This is a genomic window from Thermoflexus sp., assembly GCF_042408815.1.
Taxonomy (GTDB): Bacteria; Chloroflexota; Anaerolineae; order Thermoflexales; family Thermoflexaceae; genus Thermoflexus.
Genome location: NZ_JBHOQR010000019.1, coordinates 27,532 through 45,039, shown reverse-complemented (window position 1 = coordinate 45,039; position 17,508 = coordinate 27,532). Strand labels below are relative to the sequence as shown.

The window sequence follows — 17,508 nt, the reverse complement described above, 5'->3', positions numbered from 1 at the left end:
ACGGATCGCCCTTCCCCTGTTCCTCCTCGCCCTCCTCCTGGGGCCGGCGGTGGGATCCCCAGGGGGACGATGGATGTGACGATTCTGGCTCATGCCGCTTCGCGTATAATGGATCGTTTCCATCGCCCCGTTTTAGGCTGTTCCACATTCCTCAAGGGCGCTATCGGCTGCCGGGCCACCGGAACCCGCAACAGCAGTTCTAGACCCCCTCTCTCCGCCGTTTGGAGCCCCTGTCCCTCTGCGCGATGGACGTCTCTTTCCCTGGCGCTGCCTCGAATTCTGCAATAAAATCAATGAGGTAATTTTTGTGTGAACTTCACTTAATTTGCTTGATGCTGAGATGCCCTGCCTGCGGGGAACTATCCTCGGGGAGTTCGCCATGGGACGCCTGTCACGGTCTTTCTGGACACGCTGGGGGGTGCCCGCATTGCTGATTCTGCTTCTCGTAGTGATGATCGGGCTGATCGGGGTCGCGATCGGCATCGCAGCTGGCTGGATCCCATGGTCCTGAGCGAGGAGCCTCGCCACCGACCCGATCCGCCCTGTTTCTTCGGATCCGGACCTGCACCTTCTCCATCCCAGGCCCAGGAGGTCCAGCGATGTCGGTGCAGCAGATCCTGCCCTTTGTATCGACCGCGGTGATGGCGATCTTTATTCTCGCCGTGTTCCGGCGATATGCCGAACGACGGGGAACCCATCTCCTGCTCTGGGGAATCGGGCTCACGATGTTCGGCCTGGGGAGCTTCGCGGAAGCCTATCTGGCCCTGGCCTGGAATCCGTGGGTCTTTCGGATCTGGTATCTTTTCGGTGCCGCCCTGAACGCTGCCTGGCTAGGCCAGGGAACGGTCTATCTGCTGGCCCGCCGGCGCGCGCTCGCCCACGGGCTGCTCGCGCTGCTTGTGCTGGGAAGCCTGATCGCGGCCTATTTGATGTTGACCACCCCGCTGGAGGCCTCGGCCTACACCCCGGCCCGTCCGATCAGCGAGCAGTATCGCGCGATCATGCCGCCCCGAGCGCCGGTTCGCATGACCACACCCTTCTTCAACATCTATGGGCTGATCACCCTGGTGGGAGGCGCCCTCTACTCGGGGTATCTGCTATGGCGGCGGCAGATTTTCCCCCATCGGGTGCTGGGGAACGTGCTGATCGCGGCGGGGGCGCTCTCCGTCGCTACAGCCAGCACCCTCACCCGCCTGGGGCTGGGCCAGTATCTTTACATCGGGGAGCTGGTGGCCGCCACGTTGATGTTCATCGGTTTCCTGCTGGCCACTCAGCGCCCCGCTGCCGCGCCACAACCCCAAAAGGCGTAGGGCTCCGCTTCCGATCGGCCGGAGGCGTCCCCTGGGCGATTCGGAACAGCGAAGGACTAGCCTTTCCCTCGGGCATTTCCCCCCGCTGGATGTTCCTCGGGGCCAGTCTGGGGATCGGCCGGACGCCTTCGGCTCCTCGTCCGATCCCCCCGCTTGGCACTTCGCCAGGATCCACCCTAAACTGGAAAGACATCGCCGGTTGAAGCCCGCGAGGCTTCCCGAAATGGCATCCGAGGCCCACAATGGCTGGGGATTTTGGGCGCTCCCGGTGCACATCCCGCAGGAGGAAGGAGCATGGCCGAGGGATCGATGTGGCGCGGCATTATCCATGCGTATCGTCCATTTCTCCGAATCGCCCCGCTCGCCCCCATCACCCTGTATGAAGGAAACACGCCGCTGCTGCCCGCTCCCCGTCTGGCCCAAGCCATCGGTCTCGCCGGTTCTCTCTTTTTGAAATACGAAGGCCTCAACCCGACGGGTTCGTTTAAAGACCGGGGGATGACCACGGCACTGACCCAGGCGGTGGCGGAGGGCGCGCAGGCGGTGATCTGCGCCAGCACCGGGAACACAGCCGCCTCCGCAGCGGCCTACGCCGCCCGCGCCGGCCTGCAGGCCATCGTCCTGGTCCCGGCCGGGAAGATCGCTCTGGGGAAGCTGGCGGCCGCCATGGCCTACGGCGCCGTCGTTCTGGCAGTGGAGGGGAACTTCGATGAGGCCCTGAGGTTGGTGCGACGCGCCGTGGAAGCCTATCCCATCGCGCTGGTGAACTCCCTGAATCCCTACCGTCTGGAGGGACAGCAGACGGCCGCCTTCGAGATCTGCGACCAGCTGGGGCGCGCGCCGGACTGGCTGTGTATCCCGGTGGGGAACGCTGGGAACATCACGGCTTACTGGAAGGGTTTCCGCGCCTACTATCAGGCGGGACGGATCCACCAGCTCCCGCGCCTGCTGGGGGTTCAGGCCGAAGGAGCGGCCCCGCTGGTCCTTGGCCATCCGGTGGATCAGCCGGAGACCATCGCCACAGCGATCCGGATCGGCCGCCCCGCCCGGGGGCCTGAGGCCCTACAGGCGGTTCAGGAATCCCGAGGGCGCTTCCTGGCCGTCTCCGACGCTGAGATCCTAGAAGCGTGGCGGATGCTGGCGGCGCTGGAAGGGATCTTCGTGGAGCCGGCCTCGGCGGCCGCTATCGCCGGGCTGCGCCGAGCGCTGGCCCAGGGCCTGATCTCGCCCTCTGAGGAAGCGATCGTGGCCGTGCTCACCGGCCACGGCTTGAAGGATCCGGAGATCGCGTGGCGGGCCCTGCCGGCCCCCACCCGGATCTCAGCGGACTGGGAAGCCCTCCGCCGCGCCCTGGAACCGTTGCTCGAGCGCTCGGCGGAAGTCCGGATGAAGCTGGAGCCCCCGCTTCCTTTCCCGGGCGCGCCCTGCAGCTCTCCGCCGCAGGCCTGATTTCCCATGGGGCTGGAGGACAGATGGATCGCCGAAGACCGCTCGCCTGCCCTTGATCGCTTCTCTCCTCCCCGGCCTCTTCGAAAACCACCGGGGGATGGGATCGCTTATCCCTGCGAGGATCCAAACGATCTGCACCCCGCCATCCACAGCGGAGGGAAGCGGCCATGGCCGAAGTGCAGATCAAGTGGCTGGAGAAGCGCCAGTTCGTGGGGATCGACAGCACGCGGCACAGTGTGGTGATCTCCGGCACTGGGCCGGAGGACAGCGTGGGGATGAAGCCGGCGGAGCTCCTGCTGATCGCCCTGGGAGCGTGCTCGGCCTTCGATGTGCTGGACATCCTGGAGAAGAAGCGGCAGAAGGTCACAGGCCTGGAGGTCCGGGTGCAGGGGGAACAGGATCCGGATCCCCCCTGGGCCTTCCGGCGCATCCACGTGATTTACCGAGTGCGCGGGCGCGGTCTCTCCCCGAAAGCCGTCGAGGATGCGGTCCGGCTCTCGGAGGAGAAATACTGCTCGGTCAGCGCCACTGTGCGCGGCGTGGCCGGGATCACCCATACCATCGAACTGATGGAAGAAGGATGAATGCCGCTGGCGCAATGGATGGGGGATCTTGCGCCAGGCAAAGATACGGCAGGTGAGGCGCCGTCTGGATCAGCTGGCCGCGGAAATCGGGAAAAATCGATCCCCTAACCGTCCCGCCGGGTCCGTCTCATCCCCTGCAAATAGCCGGGGGCCCGGCAAGTTTCGCCGGGCCCCCGGCCCTTAGGGGGTGCGCGCTCCTCTATCGGCAGCGGGTGAAATCCTTGCCCCATTTATTGTTCCCCATTTTAATAGAGAGGAACACGCGGGTCAACTTCCCGCGACCAGGCGTTAATGCCCCCGCGCAGGTTGCGGACCCGGAGCCCGGCTGCCTGCATGATCCGGGCGGCTTGAGCACTGCGCGCCCCCGTCTTGCAGTAGACCACGTATTCCCGGGTGGGATCCAGCTGGTTCAGGCGCGCCGGCAGCTCCCGAAGGGGGATCAGGATCGCTCCTTCCAGGCGGCAGATCTCCCACTCGTGGGGCTCCCGCACGTCCAGCAGCACGATCCCCTGGCCATCCCGTTCCAGCATGGCCTTCAGCTCTTGAGGCGCGATGTCGAACTCGGTGCGCACCTCATGCTCGTGGATAGGCATGCCGCAGAAAGCCTCGTAGTCGATCAGCTCGCGGATGGTCGGGTTTTCGCCGCAGACGGGGCAGGCCGGGTTCTTGCGCAACTTGAGCTCGCGGAAGCGCATGCTCAGAGCATCGTAGAGCAGCAGCCGCCCGATCAGCGGCTCGCCCTGGCCGATGATCAACTTGATGGCCTCTGTAGCCTGGATGGCGCCAATGACCCCCGGCAGCACACCGAAGACCCCGCCTTCGGCGCAGGAGGGCACCAGGCCCGGCGGTGGGGGCTCCGGATAGAGACATCGATAACACGGCCCCACCCGCGCGTCGAAGACGGTGGCCTGCCCCTCGAACCGGAAGATGCTGCCGTAGACCAGAGGCTTGCCCAGGAACACACAGGCATCGTTGACCAGGTAGCGGGTGGGGAAGTTATCCGTGCCGTCGATGATGATGTCGTAACCCCTCAGGATCTCCAGGGCGTTGGCGCTGGTCAGCACCGTCTCGTGGGTCTCCACCGTGATATCCGGATTGAGGTCCAGCAGACGCGCCTTGGCCGAGGCCAGCTTGGGCTTGCCCACCCAGGAGGTGCCGTGCAGGATCTGGCGCTGGAGGTTGCTCTCGTCCACCACATCGAAATCCACCAGGCCGATGCGCCCCACCCCGGCAGCGGCCAGGTAGAGCGCCGCCGGGGAGCCAAGGCCGCCGGCGCCGATGATAAGCACGCTGGCAGCCTTGAGCTTCTTCTGGCCCGTCAGGCCGACCTCCGGCATCAGGAGGTGTCGGCTATACCGACGGATCTCCTCGTTCGTCAGAATCACTTCATTCACGTTCAACATCCGGACCTCCTCAGGGATGCAGAATGCAAGTCGGGATGGGATCGTGTTCCCTCCGCCAGTCCAGATCCTTTCCGAAGCTGGAGCCATTGCCGGCGCAGCGTCTCCGCTGTCGCCACCCCATTGTTCACCACCCGCACCGTCCCGGAGGCGTCCACCCACATCGTGGTCGGCACTGTCCACACCCGATAACGGGCCGCCGCCTCTGGATCGGCGGTTACATCCACGGACCGCACCGTCACCGCCTCCTTCCACTCCGCGGCCAGGGTCTCCAGAATCGGCGTCTGGAGCAGCTGGCACGGCCCGCAGGTCGGCGTGTGGAAATAGAGCAACGTCAGCGAGCCCTCCAGGTCGGCGGCCCGGGGCCGCGCCAGCCGGCGCTGCGCGCCGGCGATCAGGCACCAGCCAGCCCAGAGCACCAGCAAAATCCCTGCCGCGAGGAGGAGGCGCTCGATCATCCCTCCCCCTCCCGACGCTCTATGGGCCGAACCGTGAAGCCGGGGACGCCCAGGCGGTTCAGCTGGTAATAAACGAAACAGCCCGCGCAGAAGCCGAAGAACAGGTTCAAAGCCGCCAGGACGATCACCACCCAGGTCAGCGCCCAGCCAATCACGGGATAACCCAGGAAGAGGGCAATCGCTCCGCCCGCCAGGACGGTCCCCCCAAGCCCCTGGGCGAAACGGTGCGGCTCGGGGTTATCGGTCAGCACCCGGGGCCGCAGCCAGCCCCGCGGCCGGAGGATCCGGAAGTAAATCTGCTGGAATAGCGCTGCCCCCGGCGCGGCGGTTCCCACCAGCATGACCAGGGCTACGAAGGCCACCAGCGCCGGCTGGTTCAGGATCCATCCCAGAAGGTTCAGCGTGATGATGGAGGCCTGGTTGAACTTCAACGCCGTGTGATCCACCTTCCGCTCGACCATGGCCCACCTCCCGCAATCGAAGGCACAATGCTTAACGTTTGCCCGTCCGAGATCGGGGTTTCCTCCCCCTGAAGGTATCGCACGTCCTCGTCGCCCAGGTAAAGGTTCACAAAGGAGCGCAGACGGCCCTCTTCGTTAAAGAGATGCCGCTGGAGTTCGGGGAAGCGCTCCGTCAAGGCCCGCAGGGCCTCCCCCACCGTCCTCGCCTCCACGGTGACCACCTTCTCCCCTCGGGTATAGACCCGCAGCGGGGTCGGGATCAGGATCTGAACGGCCATCGGGTTTCCACCTCCGCGCGGAAGTTTGTTCGGTTAGGAGTTCGGCATCCAGACTGCCCGATCCTGGAAGGCGAATGCCTGCCCGCGAGATCCTCAGGGCATGATCTCGAGGGTTCGCTCAATGAACGCCGAGCGATCTTCCTTCAGCTCCCATACGCGCCAGTCGGTCGCCCGGCCGTTCTCAACCGAGACGATGAGATAGGCATACCAGGGCCAGGCATGCTCCCGATCGAAATCCGAGGGCCGGGCCGGATGATCCGGATGGGAATGGAAGAAGCCGAGGACGTCCAGGCCCTCCGCAGCGGCTTCCCGCTCGGCTGCCAGGACCTCCTCCGGCGGGATGAGGAACCGGTGGGTCTGCTCCTCCGGATCCGCCCACCGGTTATCCACCAGCCGAAGGCGTTCCACGATCTTGGCGCCATCCACCTCGCGGCCGAGGAAGATCCCGCACGCCTCGGCCGGATAGCCCGCCTCCACGTGAGCTCGGATCTGCTCTCGATGGGCTTGACGCAACCGCAGAATCATCGAGCCTCGCTCCTGTGCGTTAGGCATTCCCCTCGAACCAGAAGTTCTCGCTTAAATACTTATATCCCGCATCCGGGAAGATCGTCACCACCACACCTTCTCGCAACCGGGCGGCGACCTTCAGGGCGGCGGCCATCGCCGCCCCCGCCGAGATCCCCACAAAGAGCCCCTCCTCCCGGGCCAGGCGCCGGGCCATGGCATAGGCCTCCTCGGTGGCGACCGGGAGGATCTCATCCAGCAGATCCGGGTCATAGATCCCGGGCCGGATGGCCGTCTCCATATGCTTGAGGCCCTCCAGGCCATGGAAGGGCCCGTCCGGCTGCACCCCGATGAGGCGGATCGACGGGTTCCGCTCTTTCAGATAGCGGCCGACGCCCATCATCGTCCCACTGGTCCCCAGGCCGGCGACGAAATGGGTGATCCGCCCCCCGGTCTGCTCCCAGATCTCCGGACCGGTAGTGCGGTAATGGGCCTTCCAGTTGGCCGGATTGTTGTATTGATCCGCATAGAAGTATCGCTCCGGGTCCGCCTCATATCGGCGGCGGGCTTCCAGGATGGCCCCATCGGTCCCTTCCAGCGGATCCGTGAGGATCAACTCCACGCCGTAAGCCCTCAGGATCCGCAGCCGTTCCGGACTGGCGTTGGCCGGAATGCACAAGGTCACGCGATAGCCCCGGGCCGCCCCCAGCATGGCGTAGGCGATCCCCATGTTCCCGGAGGTCGCATCCAGGATGACCTTGCCGGGATGCAGCCGACCCTCCCGCTCCGCTGTCAGGATGATCTCCCGAGCGGGGCGATCCTTGACGGATCCGCCCGGGTTATACCATTCCGCCTTCGCGTAGATCTCCACAGGCGCGAACGGCGCCACCAGCCTTCGAAACCGGAGCAGAGGCGTGTCTCCGATCAGCTCGAACACATCCTTCGCCGCCTCCGCCCGCATCCTCGGGATGGTCTTCAGCATCGCTGCTCCTCTCGAAAGGCGAATCAATGGGCGAACGCCATCTCCGCTTCATCGGGATCCTACCGGATGGGCGCCCCGCCGCAGGCCCCTCTCGCTCCCCCTCCAGAAGCCGATTGCGCCACCCTAAAATAAAAAGGACCAACACGACGCGGCGGGCTGGAAACGGCCAGCAGCCTCAGCACCCCTTGGGGCGCGGGGGCGTTGGCCACCCACCGATCGGTTGGTCCCTCGGTCCGGCGGGAAGAAAGGCCAGGTTCGGCCTTCATCCCGGGCGGGTGGCGCTAACGCCCCCGCCCAGGACAGATGCAGTGGATGGGAATCAAAGCGTGTAGCATCTTTTCGCTCGACTCCATCGGCATTTTGTATGAATCATAGGGGCGACTCTGGGGTCTGTCAAATTTTGGAGCGCTCGGGGCCGGGCTTGCCAGTCTTTCCAGGATAGAATCCGATCAACCCGAACTTGAACCCATCCGGAGCAGACGATGTCCCGAATCCACCGATGGGCGATCATCAGCGGGATATTGCTGGCGCTCTGGCTCGCGGCGTGGGCAGGCTTGCCAGGCCATGGGAGCTCGTTGCCGAACCCGCCTCCGCGGCAGCTGCCCACCTTGACGCTCTCTCCGGCGCTTCCTCCCCCCACTCCTCTCCGCTCCCGCCCAGCGCCGAAGCGGGCGCTGACCATTGAGGCATTTCGCCTGCATCCCGATGGGCCGCTCTACATGGGTGACCGCCTGAGTTTCGAGGTTCAGGTTCGAAACACCACCCCTGCTTCCATCGTCTCGGGCCGGGTGGAGATCCGACGGACAGACCCCGGAGCGGAGGAAATCCTGGCGGACGCGTGGCTCCCGGAGTTGCCCCCAGGGGCCTCCCATACCACGATCTGGACCTGGGTATGGGAAGCCTCGCTCTCCGGCCCCCTCTCCCTGACGGCAGTGGCCAGGCCCGAGGCAGACCTCCAGGGAGGGGACCGGATCACCCGCACGGTCTTTCTGCGCCCCCGAGAGCAGCTTCCAGAGGCGGAGCGACAGGCCCAGTGGGCCCAGGCGGAGAGCCGGTGTTGTGTCCACCATTACCTGACGGGTACGGCAACCGAGGCGGAGCTGGGGCAACGAATGCAATGGGCCGATGAAGCGGAGGCCGTGGTTCGGGCCCGATTGAGCCTTCCCCCCCAGGTTCCTACCCACATCGTATGGATCCCCCGGCTGCTCGGGCACGGCGGGTTCACCGTGGGGGACAGCCTGATCCTGACGGACCCGCTCTCGGATCGCCTGCCGGTGGATGTTCCCACGATCCTACGCCATGAGTTCACCCACCGAATGACCTGCGCATGGCTGGCGCGCGAGGATTGCCTGACCCACCTCCCGTCTTTCATCGTTGAAGGCCTGGCTGTCTTCGTAGCCGGCGGGCACTATCGCCCGGAGCCCCTGACCCAGCGGGCCGCTGCGCTCCTCTATCTGGGTCGATGGATCCCTCTGGAACGTCTGGTGGAGGATTTCTACACCCATCCCCACGAGATCGGCTACCTCGAAGCGGGCGCCTTCGTGGAGGAGCTGGTGCGGGAGGGAGGATGGCTCCGCTTCCGAGCTTTCCTCCAGACGATGAAGCGCCGTCCGGGAGAATCGGACCGGGAGGTCCTTGACCATGCCCTTCAGGCTATCTATCATCAAGATATCCGGACTGTAGAAGCGCGATGGCTTCCGCGCCTGTGGACGGATCCGGTCGATCCGGCGCAGGTTGCGGATCTGCAATTCACGATCGCTTTCTATGAGACGTTCCGGGCTTACCAACGCGCCTACGATCCTTCTGCCTACTTTCTGAACGCCTGGCTTCCGGATTGGCGGCAGGCAATGCGGGAAGGGATCGTGGCGGATTTCATGCGGGAGCCGGAGGATCCGGAGGGACGGCGATTCTGGGACCGGTTGCAGGAAGCCCGACGGCGAGGTCTAGCCGGGGATCAGCAGGGCGCTCAGGAAATCCTTCAGGCGTTATGCCAGGCGCTGCACTGTGCGGAGGGCGCGCTTCTCCGGGATGCCAGGGCCAAAGAGGAGCATATCCCCTCCCTGGAGCGATGATCCCCAGGGCCGTGGGTGGCCCTCCATCTCTGGGAGGGCTGCCGCCCATCGAAGCGTTCGGAAAGCACACCGATGCGTGCAGCTTATGCGGGATGGTATAGAGGATCACAAGCGCAGGGGCTGGTGCTGGAGCTGCCTCCGCGCGGACGCAGGCGGCCGGAGCCGCTCTACGCCGTCCTGACGGTTCGCGGCGACCCCACATTCTTCCCCTTTGAAGAGGCGGCCCGCCTGCTGCGGGCCACCTTCGACCGCCACCCCGGCAGCTTGACTTCCGCCCTCCGGGAAGCCCTCCTCGCTTTCAACCACTGGCTCCTGGAACAGAACCGCCACGCTACCCCGGAGGAACGATGGGAGATCGGCCTCACCCTGCTCACGGTGCGCGAGGAATCGATCTTTCTGCTCCAGGCCGGGCCAGCCTGGGCCGCTCACGTGACCCGGGAAGGAGTGCAAGTGATCGCGCCGGAAGGGGGAGCGTCCTCAGCGTTGGGCGCCGCCCGGGCCATCTCCCTGCACTACGGAATGGTCCGGTTGCGACCGGAGGACCGGCTGATGGTAGCCGATGCGGAGACGGGGCCGCTCTTGGATCCCGCGGCGCTGACCGCCCTGACTCGTATCCAGAATCTCCCCCTGATCATTGAGGCGATCGAGATCCAGGTGGCCCGCACAGTTTCCCACCCGGTGGCCTTTCTGATCCTGGCCATCGATCGCACCCCCGCGCCTCTCCCCTTGACGAAGCCGACGGCCTCTCCGCCACCGCCTGCTCCTCCGGTTCCAGCCCCTCTCGAGGTTCCCCGCCGGCCCCTTGGGAAGCTCCGCCTGCCGGGCCGGCTTCGACTTTCGCGGCCGCGATGGACGTTCCCCCGGATGCCCCGATGGGGATGGCCCACCATCCCGCTGCCCACCGCGCCGGGATGGGTGCACACCCTGGCATGGGTTTTGCCCTGGGCGATCACTCTGATCACCTTCGGGGTTTACATTCATCAGCGGAATGTCCTGATCGCCCACCGCCTGCTCGCTCAAGCCCAGGCGGAGGCAGAGGAGGCCGCCCGGGCACCGGCCCCCGGGGAGGCCCGGCGCCACTGGGAGGCCGCCCGGGATCTGGCGCGAACCGTCCAGCAATACGCCGCGCTGCCGGAGGCGGCTGCGCTCCAGGAGCAAGCGCAACGCCAGCTGGACCGACTGGATCAGGCCGTGCAGCCGTTGCATCCGATGCCCCTGGCCCGCCTTCCCCCGGGCCGTCTGTGGCGGTTGATCCTGCGGGACAATGAGCTATATCTGCTGGATCCGGAGGGTCACTGCGCCTCCGAAACCCTGCGCCCCGGAGGTTGTGTGCTCTGGATCGGATACGATGAGGTGCATCGGACATTCCTCGGCGAGTCCATGCAGGAGCTCCTGTGGAGCGGCATGATCCTGCAGGGCCATCCCGTGGGGGCGTTGCTGGATCTGACCTGGGCGGGGGCGGAAGGCGGGCGGTCCGTCGGCGGTCTGATCGTTCTGCACACACAGGGTCTGGCAGAGAGCCGCAACCGAAACCCCCGATGGGTGCCCAGCCGCTTTTCCCCGCCTGCCGATGGGCGGTTACGATTTTATGGGGGGAATCTCTATGTGCTGGATCGGGCGAGGGGCCAGATCTGGCGACTACGCCCCACCGGGGACGATTACAATGGGGATCCCGAGCCTTATTTCGCCTCGCCCCGGGCGGATCTGGGGGAGGCCGTGGATTTCCTGGTTTACCAGAACCTCTATGTGCTGTATCGGGATGGACGGGTGCGGATGTTCACGATGGGCCATGAGGAGGAAGGGTTTCCCCTGCGGGAACAGCCCGCCCCCGCGCTCCCGAGCCCGGTGCGTCAGCCGGTGGGCCTGGCTATGGATCTCCAGGCCCCCCGACCGTGGCTTTACATCCTGGAGCCGGATCGCCTGATCCAGGTGGGGCCGCGGGGTGATTTCATCCGCCAGATCCGGGGCGAGAGCTTGAAGGATCTGGTCGCTGTGGCCGTGGATGAGGGGCGGCGCTGGCTCTTCTTCCTCCGGGCCGATGGCACCCTGTGGGTCGCGGATCTGCCGCCTGTGGAATAATGGAAATCCATCCCGTCACTCCGAACCCGAATCCTTCCGGAGGGCTCACGATGCGCGCGCTGGGGTTCATTGGGCTGGGACGGATGGGAACGCCGATGGCGCGGCGGCTGCTGCGGGCCGGGCATCGGCTCACGGTCTATAACCGCACTCGGGAGAAGGCGGAACCCCTGATCGCCGAAGGGGCCCGCTGGGCCGATTCCCCCCGCGCCGTCGCCCAGGCCAGCGAGGTGGTCTTTCTGATGCTGGCCGATTCCGCCGCCACCGAGGCCATGCTCGCTGGATCCCACGGCGTGCTGGAGGGTGCCTATCCGGGCCTCATCGTGGTGGATATGAGCACTATCGCCCCGGCCGTCTCCCGGCGTCTGGCCGAACAGGCCGCACAACGAGGCGTCCGGATGCTCGACGCCCCCGTCTCCGGCAGCGTGGGGCCTGCGACGGAAGGCACCCTCACGATCTTCGTCGGGGGTCCACGGGAAGCGTTTGAGGCAGTCGAGGATCTCCTGCGGGTCCTGGGGCGGAACATCCATTATGTGGGCGACAACGGGATGGGATGCGCAGTGAAGCTTGCCGTGAATCTCATCCTGGGCGTGTCGATGCAGGCACTGGGCGAGGCGTTCGCCCTGGGCGCCCGCGCCGGGATCCCTCCGCAACAACTGTGGGGGATCCTTCAGGATCTGGCGGTGATCTCCCCCGCGCAGCGAAACAAAGGCGGAAAGATCGTGGAGGGAGATTTCACACCCTCTTTCGCCCTACGCCTGATGGAGAAGGATCTCAGCCTGATCGTGGAGTTCGGCCGTCAGATCGGAGCGCCCACGCCGCTGGCCGCCGCGGCCCAGCAAACGTTCCTAATGGCCCGGGAGCACGGATGGGCGGATGCCGATTACTCCGCCATCGCAGCCTGGCTGCTGGATCAGCCACCCTTAGAGAACACGGGAAGGGCATCCTCGATTTAATCATCGGGGAACCTCGAGGGCTTGGCCCTCATTCCGGAAACACGTCCCCATCCACCTTCCCGAACCCGAGGGCAACAGCGTAAATTCAAAGAAGTCCAGCGCACCAACCGGACAGGGCTTCAGGGAGTCCCGATGGCGCAACCGGAACACCGGATGGAATGGATCTCGCCAGAGGAGGCGGGGCTCACCGATCGGGAACAGGAGATCCTCCGCCTGGTGGCCCAGGGGCTGGCCAACAAGGAGATCGCCTACCGCCTGGGGATCAGCCAGAACACCGTGAAGGTCCATCTCCGCAATATCTTCTCCAAGACCAACCTCCAGTCCCGCACCGAGGCCGCGATGTATGCGCTCCGCTTCCGGCTGGTGACCCTGACGCCTTCCCTCCCGGGGATCGGAGAGGAAGAAGCGGAGGAGGGAGAGGGGGTAGAGGCGCCCTTGCCCGCGGCGCCGGAGGAGGCCCCGAAGCCACTGGCGCTGGCCTCCGCCCTTTCTAAGATGGAGGAATCCACCCTCGCGGCCTTTCCGCGCTGGCAGGCCGTCCTCCTCCTGATCGCCTTCCTCCTGGGGATCGCGTGGGCGGTGGGGCCCGCGCCGGCCCGCTCCGAAGCCCCCGACGTGATCTTCCAGGGCGATCAGGCCGGCCAGGGCATCGAGCGGGCTGAGGCGCTATCCCGGTGGAAGCTGGTCGGCCAGATGCCCACGCCCCGGGCGCGCTTCGCCCTGGCCCGTTGGCGGGACTGGCTGATCGCGATCGGGGGGGAAGCCCCCGAGGGCATCACCGATCGGGTGGAGCGCTTGGATCTCCGAAGAGCGACCTGGGAGCGGGGGAAGCCTAAACCGTATCCGGTGGCGGCGGCCGCCGCCGGAACGCTGGGGGATCGGATCTATGTGCCGGGAGGGATTAATCTTCAGGGACAACCGGTCGATCGGGTGGACGTTTATGAGCCGGAGACCGACCGCTGGTTGGAGGGGCCTTCCCTGCCGGGGCCGCTGGCGGCCTATGCGATGGCGGTCGCCGGGGATCGCCTCTATATTTTCGGGGGGTGGGATGGCCGCCGCCTGCAGGGAACAGTCTGGATGCTGGATCCGGCACGAGGGCGCTGGGAGCCCCGCGCCCCGATGCCTACCTCCCGCGCTTTCGCCGCCGCCGCCGCGCTGGGCGATGCGATCTACGTGGTGGGAGGTTACGACGGTCAGCGGGAACTGGCAGTCTGTGAGCGCTACCGGTTCGCCGCCAACCGCTGGGAGCCATGCCCGCCGTTGAACGTGGGGCGGGGCGGGCTGGCGCTGGTGGCGATGGATGGCTACCTCTTCGCGATCGGGGGCGGATGGCGGATCCCCCTGGCGTTCAACGAGCGATACCAGCCCGGCGCCGATCGCTGGACACCCTTCGAGACACCGATCACCGGGACGTGGCGGAATCTGTCCGCCGCGCCAGGGGACGATGCGATCTGGATCCTGGGCGGATGGAGCGGAGAGCTGCGCGCCGGGGTATGGCGATTCACCCCCTTCCCCTTCCGGCTTTTCCTCCCCGCAACCCAGCGCTGAGCTCTTCCCGCCCGGGCGAGCGGATCCCCTGTCCTCTCCGTGGAGTCGACCGCTGGATCGGAAGGCGCATGGAGATCTGGTTCCTGATCCCGGTGAAACGGCTGGAGCGGGCGAAGTCCCGTCTGGCGGCCGTGCTCCCGCGGCGGGCACGGATCCGCCTCACATGGCTGCTGACGCAACGCACCCTGCAGGTAGTCACCCGGGTGCCTGAAGTCCATCCCCTGGTGATCAGCGCCGACCTCCGGGTGCTGGCCCTGGCCCGGAGCATGGGGATGGATGCGTATTTTGACCGATGGGAGGATCTGAACCGCGCCCTGACCGCCGCCCGCCGGTATGCGGTCCGCCACGGCGCGGGTGGGATCGGTGTGCTCCCCATCGACCTCCCCCGCGTGACCCCGGAAGCGATCCAGGCCCTGCTCCAGGCCGGCTTCCCGGATCGAGGCCTGGTGCTGGTCCCCGATCAACGGGCTCAGGGCACCAACGCCCTTCTCTTGCGCCCGCCGGAAGCCCTCCCCTTCCGATTCGGCCCAGGGAGCCTGGAGGCGTTCCAGGCGGAAGCCCGGGCCCGGGGCCTCCCCGTGCGCCTTTTCCATCACGAGGCCCTGACCTTCGACCTGGACACCGAGGCGGATTGGGCCGCGTGGCGCGCCCGGGCAGATCGGAAGAAGTTGTAAGACCCCAGCAGGCCGCTGCCGAAATCGCCCTGCCCCCTTGACAAATCCTTGCAAAAGGGCTATGCTCTCAATTAGAACAAATGTTCTAATGCGGGGGAGCGATGGTGGACCAGGATCGGCTGCTGAGCTATCTGGAAGCATACTGGGAAACCCACGGCTATAGCCCCACGCTGGAAGAGGTCCGCCGGCAGATGGGGTTTGCCTCTCGTTCCCACGCTCGTTATCACCTGCTCGCGCTGGTTCAAAAAGGTATGGTGGCCCGCGAACCCGGGAAACATCGAACCTGGCGGCCGGTCTCCCTTCCGCCCCCGCCCGTATCGATCCCCCTGAAGGGCGTGGTCCCCGCCTCCTCGCCGGATCAGGTGGTGGAGGTCATCCCCCAGGATCTGGGGACCCTGCGCCTGCCCGCGGCTTGGGTGCCTCGCCGTTGCCAGTTCGCCCTCTGGGTCCGCGGGGAATCTATGATCGGCCGAGGGATTCAGCCGTATGACATCGTGCTGATTGAGCCGGTGACCTGGAGCGAGGTCCGCTCCGGGGACCTGGTGGTGGCGCGGCTGCGCGGTCGCAATCAGCTGACCCTGAAGGAACTGGTCATCGAACAGGCGAAGGGTGCCACGCGGAAGAATGAAGCGATCTACTGGCTGCGACCCGCCCATCCGGAGCTGCCACCGATCCGCCTGGATCGGCGGATGTGGGTGCTGGAGGGACGCGTGGCGTTCCGATTCGGCCCAGTGAGGGATCTGGGGGCCATCGTTCAGGAAGGATAGCCGAAGGCGCATGGGCGCTGCATCTCCCCAGGCGTTCACTGGATCAGAGGAGGCATTCCCCATGAAGCGGAGGTGGCTGGAGGCCCAGGCGGATCTCGTGGAGCAGGTGCTCTGGCAGCATCGATCGCCCGGGCGGGTGACCGGCGGCCGGGTCACGCCGACGACGATCCTCTTCCAGGTCGTCCCCGCCCCCGGCGTCCGGTGGTCCCGCCTGAAAGGGCTGGCGGAGGAGCTGGCCATGGCCCTGGGGGTGCCTGGGGTGCGGATCCAGCGGGAAGGGCCGGTGGTGCAGCTGGAAATCCCCCGCCCCGATCCCCAGGTGGTGCGCTTCCTTCCACTGATGGAAGAGGTCCGCCGATCGATGTCCCGTTATCCGCCTTATACCGCCCTCCTGGGGCTGGCCGCTGACGGGGCGCCGCTGCTGATCCGCCTGACCAGCCCGCAGGTCGCCCACATCCTGATCGCCGGGACCACCGGATCGGGGAAGACTTCGCTGGCGCGGACGATGCTGACCAGCCTGCTCATGACCCACCGTCCTGGCCAGCTCATGCTGATCCTCGTGGATCCCAAGGGAACAGCCTTCGCCGCGTTCCGGGAGCTTCCCCATGTGTGGACATTCGCCGCGGGGGAGATGCCTGAAGCGACGGCCAGCCTGGAGGAAGCCGTCCGGCTGATGGAGCGCCGCTCCCGGGAGGGGATCTTCACGCCCCGTCTGCTGATCGTCATCGACGAGCTGGGAGATCTGGTGCAGCAGGGTGGGCGGGAAGTAGGGGAGCTGCTGACCCGGCTGGCCCAGCGGGGGCGAGAGGCCGGGATCCACCTGCTGGCCTGCACCCAGAAGCCGACTGCCGCGCTGCTGGGCGGGCGGCTGACGGCCAATTTCCCGGCCCGGCTGGTGGGGCGGGTAGTCTCCGCGGAGGACGCCCGGGTGGCGGCCGGGATCGGGGGGACAGGCGCGGAGCGCCTGCCGGGGAAGGGGGATTTCATCGCCGTGGTGGGTGGGGCCCTCACTCGTTTCCAGGCAGCCTATCTCGCGCCCGAGGAGCTCCGGCCGCTCCTTCCCTTGATCGCCCGGGGATCTGGCGCACCCCAGCCGTAAGGGGACCCTGCGAGATGGGCCGGGGCGCATGGCGGTGTGCCCTGGCTTTTCCAGCGATCCTGAACCAGGAGGAGTCCACCATGAGGCAGGTGCTGCTCAGACTTCTGCTCCTGCTCTTCACCACCGCCTTCGGGATCAGCGGAGCCATCTGGGTGGGGATTCATCTGGGCGCATGGGGCCTGGCGGTGATGGTTGGGGTGGCCATGGGAACCATGATGGCCTTTCTCCTTGTCGCCCTGGGGATCCAGCGGGCGAACCTCCCGGATCCCTACGCCGGTGTGGGGCGAGACGGGCATTCGGGATGGATGCCGGGAGCTGAGGGGTATGGATTCCCAACGAGGATCGGGGCGGGCGCTCCCGGGCGGGGGCCCTCGGGCACGCCGGGCCTTCCCCTCCTGGGAATGCCGTGGATCCCATGGATCGCCTGGATGCCCGGACCGCCGGTGCCGGATTTCCACCGTAGCTGGCCGCTTCCTCCGCCCCCGGCTCCCCGGACGTTCACGGTGATCGGGGAAGAAGGGGAGGAGGAATAGAATAGAGGGTGAGGGGGCATGGCGATATGCCTCTTTCCTCCCGGGAGCCGCCTTCAGCGATTTTCCCATCTCTAAACGATGGGGGAGGTGATCGGGAAGCCTCCCCCTTCGTTTTTCTGCGTGGGGTTCACCCGGTGTTCCTCACGGCCGAGGGCGACGGGAATCCGCGGGGTTTTTCGTCATGGCTTCCTCTCGGTAGATCGAAGTTCCCCAATTCGTCCGCTGGCCTCTTTCGCAACGCCTGAAGGAAAGGGAGGAGACCGGGCCGGTGGTCATCAACGAATACTCCCGGGAGGTCGCATCGAAAATCGTCATCACGGCCCGCGGGCCCCCGATCCACAGCCGTCCGCAGCAGCG

Annotated in this window: 18 protein-coding genes; 12 read left to right on the top strand and 6 right to left on the bottom strand. The window is 66.3% G+C overall.

From position 1 onward, the window contains the following. Positions 1–379 precede the first annotated feature (379 nt). The 4 genes from ACFMO3_RS06415 to ACFMO3_RS06400 all read left to right on the top strand — a co-directional run bounded on the left by ACFMO3_RS06415 (position 380) and on the right by ACFMO3_RS06400 (position 3,343). The gene (locus tag ACFMO3_RS06415; protein ID WP_376789593.1) at positions 380–511 is read left to right on the top strand and encodes a hypothetical protein; all 132 of its coding nucleotides are present in this window, start codon (positions 380–382) and stop codon (positions 509–511) included. An 88-nt stretch (positions 512–599) separates the two neighbouring features. After that, the gene (locus ACFMO3_RS06410; protein WP_376789592.1) at positions 600–1,310 is read left to right on the top strand and encodes a hypothetical protein; all 711 of its coding nucleotides are present in this window, start codon (positions 600–602) and stop codon (positions 1,308–1,310) included. Positions 1,311–1,604: 294 nt separating this feature from the next. Beyond that, positions 1,605–2,759: a threonine synthase gene (gene thrC / locus ACFMO3_RS06405; protein ID WP_376789591.1), complete on the top strand. Its 1,155-nt coding sequence runs from the start codon at positions 1,605–1,607 to the stop codon at positions 2,757–2,759. A 167-nt stretch (positions 2,760–2,926) separates the two neighbouring features. Next, a complete protein-coding gene (locus ACFMO3_RS06400) occupies positions 2,927–3,343 on the top strand; it encodes an OsmC family protein (protein ID WP_376789590.1) in 417 nt (138 codons plus the stop codon). 245 nt (positions 3,344–3,588) lie between these two features. Here ACFMO3_RS06400 and moeB read toward each other — a convergent pair whose 3' ends face one another. The 6 genes from moeB to ACFMO3_RS06370 form a co-directional block, all read right to left on the bottom strand. Further along, the gene (gene moeB / locus ACFMO3_RS06395) at positions 3,589–4,746 is read right to left on the bottom strand and encodes a molybdopterin-synthase adenylyltransferase MoeB (RefSeq protein ID WP_376789589.1); all 1,158 of its coding nucleotides are present in this window, start codon (positions 4,744–4,746) and stop codon (positions 3,589–3,591) included. Further along, on the bottom strand, positions 4,740–5,201 hold the full coding sequence (locus ACFMO3_RS06390; RefSeq protein WP_376789588.1) for a thioredoxin family protein: 462 nt from the start codon (positions 5,199–5,201) through the stop codon (positions 4,740–4,742). Before ACFMO3_RS06390 ends, moeB begins: the two co-directional genes overlap by 7 nt. Further along, the gene (locus ACFMO3_RS06385; protein ID WP_376789587.1) at positions 5,198–5,662 is read right to left on the bottom strand and encodes a DUF4395 domain-containing protein; all 465 of its coding nucleotides are present in this window, start codon (positions 5,660–5,662) and stop codon (positions 5,198–5,200) included. The genes ACFMO3_RS06390 and ACFMO3_RS06385 overlap by 4 nt, the downstream gene beginning before the upstream one ends. Next, positions 5,629–5,940: a MoaD/ThiS family protein gene (locus ACFMO3_RS06380; protein ID WP_376789586.1), complete on the bottom strand. Its 312-nt coding sequence runs from the start codon at positions 5,938–5,940 to the stop codon at positions 5,629–5,631. Before ACFMO3_RS06380 ends, ACFMO3_RS06385 begins: the two co-directional genes overlap by 34 nt. Before the next feature lie 93 nt (positions 5,941–6,033). Continuing rightward, positions 6,034–6,465: a M67 family metallopeptidase gene (locus tag ACFMO3_RS06375; RefSeq protein WP_376789585.1), complete on the bottom strand. Its 432-nt coding sequence runs from the start codon at positions 6,463–6,465 to the stop codon at positions 6,034–6,036. 19 nt (positions 6,466–6,484) lie between these two features. Continuing rightward, a complete protein-coding gene (locus tag ACFMO3_RS06370) occupies positions 6,485–7,426 on the bottom strand; it encodes a PLP-dependent cysteine synthase family protein (RefSeq protein ID WP_376789584.1) in 942 nt (313 codons plus the stop codon). 482 nt (positions 7,427–7,908) lie between these two features. Here ACFMO3_RS06370 and ACFMO3_RS06365 point away from each other — a divergent pair, with 482 nt between their 5' ends. From ACFMO3_RS06365 to ACFMO3_RS06330, 8 genes are all read left to right on the top strand, one after another. Further along, entirely contained in the window at positions 7,909–9,498 is a 1,590-nt protein-coding gene (locus tag ACFMO3_RS06365; protein WP_376789583.1) for a hypothetical protein, read from the top strand. A 123-nt stretch (positions 9,499–9,621) separates the two neighbouring features. Next, on the top strand, positions 9,622–11,577 hold the full coding sequence (locus tag ACFMO3_RS06360; protein WP_376789582.1) for a hypothetical protein: 1,956 nt from the start codon (positions 9,622–9,624) through the stop codon (positions 11,575–11,577). Between the two features lie 50 nt (positions 11,578–11,627). Further along, positions 11,628–12,530, top strand: a complete 903-nt coding sequence (locus tag ACFMO3_RS06355; protein ID WP_376789581.1) for an NAD(P)-dependent oxidoreductase — start codon at positions 11,628–11,630, stop codon at positions 12,528–12,530. 132 nt (positions 12,531–12,662) lie between these two features. Next, positions 12,663–14,078: a kelch repeat-containing protein gene (locus ACFMO3_RS06350; protein ID WP_376789580.1), complete on the top strand. Its 1,416-nt coding sequence runs from the start codon at positions 12,663–12,665 to the stop codon at positions 14,076–14,078. A 68-nt stretch (positions 14,079–14,146) separates the two neighbouring features. Further along, positions 14,147–14,752, top strand: coding sequence for a 2-phospho-L-lactate guanylyltransferase (cofC, locus tag ACFMO3_RS06345; protein ID WP_376789579.1), 606 nt, complete (start codon positions 14,147–14,149; stop codon positions 14,750–14,752). A gap of 101 nt (positions 14,753–14,853) precedes the next feature. Next, entirely contained in the window at positions 14,854–15,519 is a 666-nt protein-coding gene (locus tag ACFMO3_RS06340; RefSeq protein WP_376789578.1) for a LexA family protein, read from the top strand. 61 nt (positions 15,520–15,580) lie between these two features. Continuing rightward, positions 15,581–16,618, top strand: a complete 1,038-nt coding sequence (locus ACFMO3_RS06335) for a DNA translocase FtsK (protein ID WP_376789577.1) — start codon at positions 15,581–15,583, stop codon at positions 16,616–16,618. Positions 16,619–16,698: 80 nt separating this feature from the next. Further along, complete coding sequence (locus ACFMO3_RS06330; RefSeq protein ID WP_376789576.1) at positions 16,699–17,151, top strand: hypothetical protein; 453 nt, start codon at positions 16,699–16,701, stop codon at positions 17,149–17,151. The last annotated feature ends 357 nt before the right edge of the window (positions 17,152–17,508 follow it).